This window comes from Labilibaculum manganireducens, from assembly GCF_002843385.1.
GTDB lineage: Bacteria > Bacteroidota > Bacteroidia > Bacteroidales > Marinifilaceae > Labilibaculum > Labilibaculum manganireducens.
Genome location: NZ_MVDE01000062.1, coordinates 1 through 8,371, shown reverse-complemented (window position 1 = coordinate 8,371; position 8,371 = coordinate 1). Strand labels below are relative to the sequence as shown.

General features: G+C 37.7%; 5 protein-coding genes. All 5 read right to left on the bottom strand.

Features of this window, described 5'->3' with window-relative positions; translation table 11 throughout:
* The coding region (locus tag BZG01_RS21015) for a hypothetical protein (RefSeq protein WP_143470971.1) at window positions 1–1,451 on the bottom strand (1,451 nt) is incomplete at its 3' end.
* 354 nt (window positions 1,452–1,805) lie between these two features.
* A complete protein-coding gene (locus BZG01_RS21010) occupies window positions 1,806–3,068 on the bottom strand; it encodes an ABC transporter permease (protein ID WP_101311808.1) in 1,263 nt (420 codons plus the stop codon).
* A gap of 27 nt (window positions 3,069–3,095) precedes the next feature.
* Window positions 3,096–4,322 carry an ABC transporter permease gene (locus tag BZG01_RS21005; protein WP_101311807.1) on the bottom strand — a complete coding sequence of 409 codons (1,227 nt, stop codon included), beginning with the start codon at window positions 4,320–4,322 and terminating at the stop codon, window positions 3,096–3,098.
* A gap of 407 nt (window positions 4,323–4,729) precedes the next feature.
* Window positions 4,730–5,134: an acyl-CoA thioesterase gene (locus BZG01_RS21000; RefSeq protein WP_156195342.1), complete on the bottom strand. Its 405-nt coding sequence runs from the start codon at window positions 5,132–5,134 to the stop codon at window positions 4,730–4,732.
* A gap of 157 nt (window positions 5,135–5,291) precedes the next feature.
* Window positions 5,292–8,240 (bottom strand): C25 family cysteine peptidase, encoded by a 2,949-nt coding sequence (locus BZG01_RS20995; RefSeq protein WP_101311806.1) that lies wholly within the window; start codon window positions 8,238–8,240, stop codon window positions 5,292–5,294.
* Between the last annotated feature and the right edge of the window lie 131 nt (window positions 8,241–8,371).

Below are 8,371 nucleotides of genomic sequence, written 5' to 3'. Positions count from 1 at the left end.
CCAGAACCACCTGTTTTTGTCCAGGTTCCTGTACCTAAACTTGCAATTGCTGACAAGTTAAAATTCAAATCACATTCATCGCCTCCTGTACCTGCATCAGCAATTGGAGGATCGAAATATGTGACTGTTAAAGTTGCCGCACTCTCAGTACAAGGTCCATTACTTATTTTCCACTGATATTCATATGTGCCATATACACTAACTGTTGCAGTTGAATTCCCTGAGTTGATATCACTAAAAACAACAGTCCCCGGGCCTGAAATCTTAGACCAAACACCTGTTCCAACTGTAGGCGTATTTCCACCAAGAGGATTACTTGTTAATGTTCCACAATTACTAATATCTCCGATAACACCTGCTTTTGTTGGTTCTTCATAGAAACCAATCACTAAATCATCTGAAGCAGAACAAGTTCCATTAGTAACTGTTAGTGTGAATACATAAACACCATACTCGCTAACATTTACATTTGAAAAAAAGGAGTTTGGAGTATCTATAGCAGCAATACCTGGACCCGAAGTTTGTTTCCATTCAGGATTTCCAACACTCGCACTTAGCACTGTTAGTGTGCTGCTTAAAATATTACAGAGATCTTTGTCATCCTCCGGAGCAGAAAAAACGGGCTGACTAAAAATAACATCTATCAAATCAGCATCAGAACAAGTTCCACTATCAACGGTCCATGCAAATCTATAGGTACCCGGTGCTGTTACAGAAACAGTAGTGGCAGGATCAGCAGCATTGGAATAACTCGCGGAGCCTGGACCTGAAACAATAGACCAGGTACCTGTTCCATTGATTGGTGCAGTACCACTAAATTTAAAATTTAAATCACAGGATTCCCCTCCAAAACCTGCATCAGCAATGATATCACCACATGGTCCAGAAGCACAAATTTGGAAATTACCTATCGTATTTTCTTGATCGTATACCCTAACGTAAAGAATTTCTCCTGCTGTTCTACCAGAAAGTACAGCAGTTGTGATATACAAGCCTGAACTGGTTGGAGTATAACAGCCTATTTCAGTTAAACCTGTACATGATCCGGTATATACTGCAAAATTTACTTTGTCGAGCCACCCTGCTGTTCTTTCAGAATATGTTAAAATTACCATTTCACCGGAACTTGGAACAACAGCAGTAAACCAAACATCGCCGCCACTATAATTTCCGCATGAAGGAACAGGTATCGTATTATCGGTAACCCAACTATCAGTAGCATCAATATTATTATATTGAGCTAATGAACAAGCTGAACTAACTGAAAGAGGTGTTGCATTACAGGGCAAATCATTCGTTGGCACAGGAGGTGGTGTGCCGGGAAGTGCCGGAAGTTCCCCCCAAAAGTCATCTTTTAAATTTCCACCAGCCGATAACCGGCTGAATGTTCCCATTACAACCGATACAAATAATAATAAAAAAAGTACTACAAAGAGTAAAGGTCTTTTCATTTATTAATTATTTGAATTTATTATCAATATTCCTACGTAAGTGTAAAACTACAAAAATTACATATAATAAAGCAGGTACTGTCAACCATTCAAATATTATATTTAATTATTTAATCGGACGTAAAAGCAACGCAATTCATTGATGTGAAGTGCAATAGCACTTTAGATTTGTACGGATTGATAAAGGAAAAGTTCTCCGAATGTTAATATTGATTCCACGAATCCTTGCTATTCTTCCACTAAAAATAAAGAAACATCCTTAATGTCAAGCTTTCAGGAGGCATTGGTCAAGAAAATAGCTTCTATAATTAAAATTACAGAAGCTATTTTATGAATGAAAGTAAAGCTCTTCAATTATTCATCGCGGATTGCGTCTATCGGACGAATCTCCATTGCCCGTTTAGCTGGAATTATCCCGGCAAAAATTCCAGCGAGAATTAAAATTCCCAGAGCAATTATTGCCACATTAAAATCTACCTCTGGATTTGTAAACATGGAATTATCACCACCACCACTTTGAATGGCTTTATTTATAAGTTCCAAAATAATCACACCAAAAACAAGTCCAAACCATCCGGCAATTGCCGTTAAAACAACCGATTCAGTTAAAATAGAGCTAATAATTACCGATGGAGAAGCTCCTAAAGCCCTTTGAATTCCTATTTCTTTTGTACGCTTCTTCACAATAAAAAGCATAATATTACTGACTCCGATTATCCCGGCAATAAGTGTTCCTATACCTACAATCCAAATTAACCCCGCTATACCAATAAATAAATTGTTGATTTTAATAAATTCCTTTTCGATATTCTCACTACCTATGGCGCGATCATCATTTGGATGAACTGAGTGACGTCTTTTAAGTAAAGCCTTAACTTTCTCCTCAACAAAGGTTGCAGTATATTCACTTTTAGATGTAATGGAATAATGACCTACTCTATTCCCATAATTATATGTTTTTTGAAGCGTAGTAAACGGTATAAAAATAGATTGATTCTGCCATTCTCCCCATCCTTGGTTGTGCATGGACTTGAAGGTGCCAACAACCTGAAAATAAACTCCATTAAGCTTAATGTATTCGCCAATTGGATTTTCATCTTTTTCAAACAATACCTCAATCACCCTTTCTCCAATGACAGCAATTTTTCGGGTATCATTAATATCAACCTGATTCAGGAATCGACCATCGGTTATGATTACCGGATCAATTAAATTCACTTCAGGAACATCACCAAGAATACTAAAAGCGCCGGTTTTTAATCCTCTGATAACATTATTATCACCATCACCGCCACGTGCCTGAATCCGGGGAGCCAACAGTTTTACTTCAGGGATATTATCCAGAATTGCTTTCGTATCCTGATTTGTAAAATGATACCTGCGTCCCTGCTTATATCCTTTATAGGGTTTGCTTGTTGGTTGGGTCCAGATAAAAACTGAATTTGTAGCAAAATCCCCCATACCATAATACACCCCATTTTCAAGTCCTTTCCCCGAACCCAGCATAATAATAAGCATAAAAATTCCCCAAAAAACTCCGAATGCAGTTAAAAAGGTTCTTAATTTATTGCTTTTAAGAGCCATATATACTTCAGTCCATCTATCTCGGTCAAACATTCTGTTGTATTTTTCAGATTAATATTTTTATTCGTGAGCCAAAGCTTCTATTGGTCTAACATTAGCAGCTTTCCATGCCGGAAAAAAACCAGCCAGTAAGCCTGCAAAAACCAGTACTAAAGTTGCCTGTATGCCAACGCTTAAGTCAACTGAAGGATTCATAAAAAACTCTATTTGAGTATGTGGTGCCAGAACTTCCAGTAGTATTACCCCCAGAACCAAGCCTATATACCCTGCTGCACTGGTTATTAGAACTGATTCCAATAAAACCAAACCAACTATTGAATTTGGAGTAGCTCCCAATGCTTTACGGATACCTATTTCTTTGGTACGCTCACGCACAACAATTATCATGATATTGCTGACTCCAACAATTCCTGCAATAATTGTAAATATGCCTATTATCCAGACAAAAATTCGAATTCCGGAAAACAGAGCCATCGTCCGTTGATAGTTTTCCATATTATTATTGATCCACATAGCCCTTCTATCTGTAACGTCAAATTTATGCCGGGCTGCAAATGATTTTCTTAAATACTGCTCCATGGCCTGAAGTGACTCAATATCCGGAGTATTTGTTGTGAAAGACATATTTGATATTCGATTGGCACCGTTGAATACTTTTTGAGCCGTAGATATGGGAACATATACGCGTTGCAAATCCCTTTCTGAGTAATCTGTAAAAGTTCCTATAACCTGAAATGGAATTCCGTTTATTTTTACGTATTTACCAATTGGATTTTCTCTTTTAAACAAAGCTTCTTCAACTACAGTGCTAATGGCTACCACTTTTCTGAAATTCTTAACATCTATATCATTTAAGAAGCGTCCTTTTATATTCGATGTACTTTCTAAAGTCTCTGTATCCGGGTGAACTGCAATAATATTGTAATTAACAAACTCTGTTTTGTAAGAAATTAAATTATTCCTGAAAATGGAATATCTTGAGCTTATTTTATCAACATCTAAACCGGAATCTTTTGTTTTTTGATAGTCATCATTAGTAAATTGAATTCTTCGGCCAGCCTTCATGCCATCAAATGGCATACTGGTTCTACCACTGTAAATCCAAAGGCTGTTCACAGCGTCTTGTTTGAATTGATCCAAAACACCATTTTGCAGACCATTACCCGATCCCAGTAAAATAATTAACATGAAAATACCCCAGGATACACTGAAACCCGTAAGAATAGTTCGGAGTTTGTTTTTTCGAATGGTTTCAAAAATTTCCTGCCACTTATCAAGATCAAACATGATTTTCAATTTAGAATTTCACAATACTTAAGTATAGACGCGCGAAGCATGCTATACGTTACAATTGTGATGTCCTGAAATTTTGGTGGTATTTAATAACGGAAGGTTTTCTTACTTGCAAGTTAAAGAAAGATTTGAAAGAAATCAATAGTTATATAAAGAAAACAAAACTATGGGCAGTACTTCGGCCGGTAGTATTATAAAAGATATGCAGAAAGGTTATGCTTGTTTTAATCTTATTTAACATTCCTTAGCAGCTATTAACCATGCTATGCTTTATCTTTGATGCATAGGTTTAGAAATAAGAATAAGTAGTTTTATCATAGATTGAGATTAAGGTTAAAATTTAGTTTTAAAAGGATCAGTTGGTTGCTGATCCTTTTTTTTGTACCAAAATCTTTTGCTCTCTAAGCCAGATATTCTGCAAACAGTTCGTCGAAAACTTCTCCTTTCGAGAGACGGCCCTTTACCAGACAGATTGTATATACTTTCCCCTTTGCACAAAGTTTGTTGTCAGATAAACGATAGATATCTTCATTAAAAACAAGTTTAACTCCTTCCCGTTCAATGTTTAAGCGTACTTCGAATTCGTCGCCACTGGTTAGTGAAGTTTTGTAGTCAATCTCGATTCTCGAAACCATAGCATCTGTTCCCTGTTCGTGCAATGCTTTAAAATTGGTTCCTATGGATTCTAAAAACTCATGTCGTGCATGTTCCAGGTAATTCTGATAAACAGAGTTGTTCACAACTCCCTGAATGTCGCACTCGTAATCGCGGACTTTAAACTTTAGATTGTATATGTAATTCACCATTAAATTGTTTTTTATTGAAAGGCTAAATCTAGTAATATTTGAAGAAACATCAATTAAAATAATTGTTTCAACTTCTTATTACAACAGGAATGTATTAAAAAAAAGAACTGCTGAGCGGGAATCTCAGCAGTTCAGGATTGTAAAGCATATCAGTTTATTACTTTACGATTAATTTTTTTGTCCAGCTTTTACCATCAGCATCTACCTGTACCATATATATTCCGGTACTCAAACTACTCACATCAATTTCTTTTGATCCATCGGTATAGAATGTTCGAATTACATTTCCTGTAAGGCCAACAATCTTTATTTTCATTATGCCTGAAATGCCGTTTAGTTCTATTTTAAAAGAATCACTGGTTGGGTTTGGATAGAGGCTGATTGTTACATTGTCAGCAATAGCCCGTTCTCTTTCACTCCTGCTGTCCTGTACTTGTATTCCATAATCTTCTATTTCGCCATAGCTTGCATTTCCACAAGCCAAAGGGGTTGCATTATAGGTAACACGAACCCTCATTCTTGTTGTTCCTAAACTTGCATTGTTTGGAACTGAAACGGCACCTACTGCCTGCCCTAGTCCACCACTAATACTATAACTTAACACATATTCTTCATCTGCATCCTCAAAATCACCATCCCGGTTCCAATCGAACCATGCTGTAACATAATTGTTTGCATCGGGACGACCAATATTAACAGTCACAGCATAAGTTCCGCCTGGCTCAACAGATGCCAATTGCGATGTGTAATCGGAATATTGATTGCAGACTGAACTATTATTGATTGTTTCGAATACCACACCCGAAATATATTCATATGAACTGCATCCGTTTGTTGTTGCTTCGCAGTAATCTTGCTGAATTGGAGTACTTACTGTAATCAGATCGGTGACTGTTTTTGTATCTGTACTACCAGTTTTCGACGCTGTTAATGAAACAGAATAGGTTCCCTCGGTATCGTAGCTTACTGTTGGGTTCTGAGAGCTGCTTACAGTTGGAGTTCCTCCTGTAAAAGACCAGTTCCATGCTGTTGGATTGTTTGATGACAAATCAGTAAAACTAATGCTTTCTCCTTCATAAACGGAAGTTTTGTTTGTCGTAAAATTGGCAATTACATCGGTATCTCCTGATCCTGAAATATTGATGTTTGCCACGTAAGGAATTTTATTATAGGCACTTACTGTGATCTTTACTGTTCCGCTTGCAGGCAAGGGACTAAAAGAGACAGTGGCCGTTCCATTGCTGATTTTTGCTGTTCCCAAAATTTCGCCGCTTAAAGTCAACGAAACCCATGCGTCTTCGGTTGCACAAGTAACTGCCAATTGATTGCTGTTGGGAGCAATGGTGCCTGCATGACTTACTTGCAGACTGCCGGGAGTTTTGGTTCTAACCTGTAAGGATGGATCTCCGAATATGGTCCATGTATCCAACATGGTTTCTCCTCCCGATCCGTAAACATCAACCATTTTAAACATTCCATTCAAAGCCAAACCGGCAAAGGTTCTACGAATATTGTTGGCGTAACTCTCCACTAAAATATCATTCATCTCAGTTTGGGCTATCATTGGCGGCACCCACGATTGATTAATGGTAGAAGCACAAATTGCCATAGCTCCTGTAGGCACACCATTGTTTGTGGCTCTTAACCATGCTTCGGCAAAGCAGGTGATTGATTTAAAGTTTCCATTCACACAGGCCACATCGAAAATAAAGGGAAGCTTGTTATTGTTGGTCAGGCTATTTACGTTGGTACTTGTGTATACCATACTGGCAAAACTGGTATTGGAACCATGACCTACATAATTGATTAAACTTTTGCCCGAATTCAGCAAACTGGTTAATTGACTTGCACTTCCTCCATCCTGATAACAGCGGGAGATGCTATATCCGTACCCTTCCAATTTGTTTTCGATGGTATTCATGTGTTCAGCATCAGAAGGATTGGAACCTTCGTTGGATGCAATTCCTACTCCTGAGGACAGCCATGTATCAGCGGCAGTAACATCTCTCTCGTAATGAATGGTTCTATTAACCTGAGTTGTTACCTGAGCTGCATTTTCAGCAGAAAACCGACCAACAAAGATGTCGATATAGTGATCATTACCAACGATAAAACCATAGTTGTTGTCAGAATCGCCGGCACTGGTAGATGATGTTGGAACCTGCGGAGCATCGCCTACCAATAAAAGGTAGGTCAACCCATGAGTGTTGTAGTAGTTGCTTACATAGGTTTTAATTGCCGAAGCATTACCAATTGTACTTACAGCAATCATTTCAACTGATATTCCTTTTTGTTTCTTCCAAGCCACAAAATCAGCCATCTCGTCCATGAAATCATCATAACAGATAATCAACATGTTTCCCGGGGCATCATTAAGAGCCGTGTATTTGGTGCTGTTACTGGTATAATTTAAAAAATGGTTTTGATATACTTTTTCGAAACCATTATCTGCAGCAGCCGATTTTGTGCCTGACATTACATTTTTTGTTGATGTTCTTCCGCTTGGACTCACCTTCATCTCGATGTGCGTATAAATCCTCAGCTTTTTTTGAACAGGATTGTAAGCTATTGGCTGAACAACAACAGCCTGCCCCCGAACGCTTCGTAATATATACGGTTCATTCATCGAAGCTAATACGGATGGATAAAATGCATCAGTCTGATAAATTTCTCCGTATTGATAGGGAATTGTTTTGGGATCGATATCCCGGGTAAGATTTCCTTTTGAAGGGACAATTTTAATATCGGTCAGTTCGATAAACTCTGACGAAACGATCTCCACCTGCATATCGGCACTGGCAGGAATCATGATGGACTGTGCGAAACGAGGCAATGCAGGATTTCCTTTTTCAAGGATATCACCCATACCATTTGCTTCTACCTTGCAGGCATTTTCTTTTTCAATCCAAATAAGGTCGTAAGAGTTCAGTTTAAAATCAAGCACATAATTGTTCCCTTCGGATGATTTTAGTGTCATCTCGTTTTTGTCGGTTCGATTATTGGGATCGATCTTAATGTGTTCGCGCTTTTGAGCTAAAGCGTTACATGTTGGTACCAGGGTAAGAGCAATAGCGCATACCCAAAAAGAGTAGAATTTTGTTTTCATAAGTAAATTTTTAAATAGTTATCACTTGATAATAGATTGGGTAAATTCTGAATGAATATTTAGTCTTAATATTCACTATTTTCAAAATAACAAATCAATTATCACCCCTTTATTCCCCATAAAGCAAAAAG

Coding starts and splice junctions, on each gene's coding strand:
- BZG01_RS20995 (WP_101311806.1), bottom strand. CDS start 8,240: ATGAAAACAAAATTCTACTCTTTTTGGGTATGCGCTATTGCTCTTACC.
- BZG01_RS21005 (WP_101311807.1), bottom strand. CDS start 4,322: ATGTTTGATCTTGATAAGTGGCAGGAAATTTTTGAAACCATTCGAAAA.
- BZG01_RS21010 (WP_101311808.1), bottom strand. CDS start 3,068: ATGTTTGACCGAGATAGATGGACTGAAGTATATATGGCTCTTAAAAGC.
- BZG01_RS21000 (WP_156195342.1), bottom strand. CDS start 5,134: ATGGTGAATTACATATACAATCTAAAGTTTAAAGTCCGCGATTACGAG.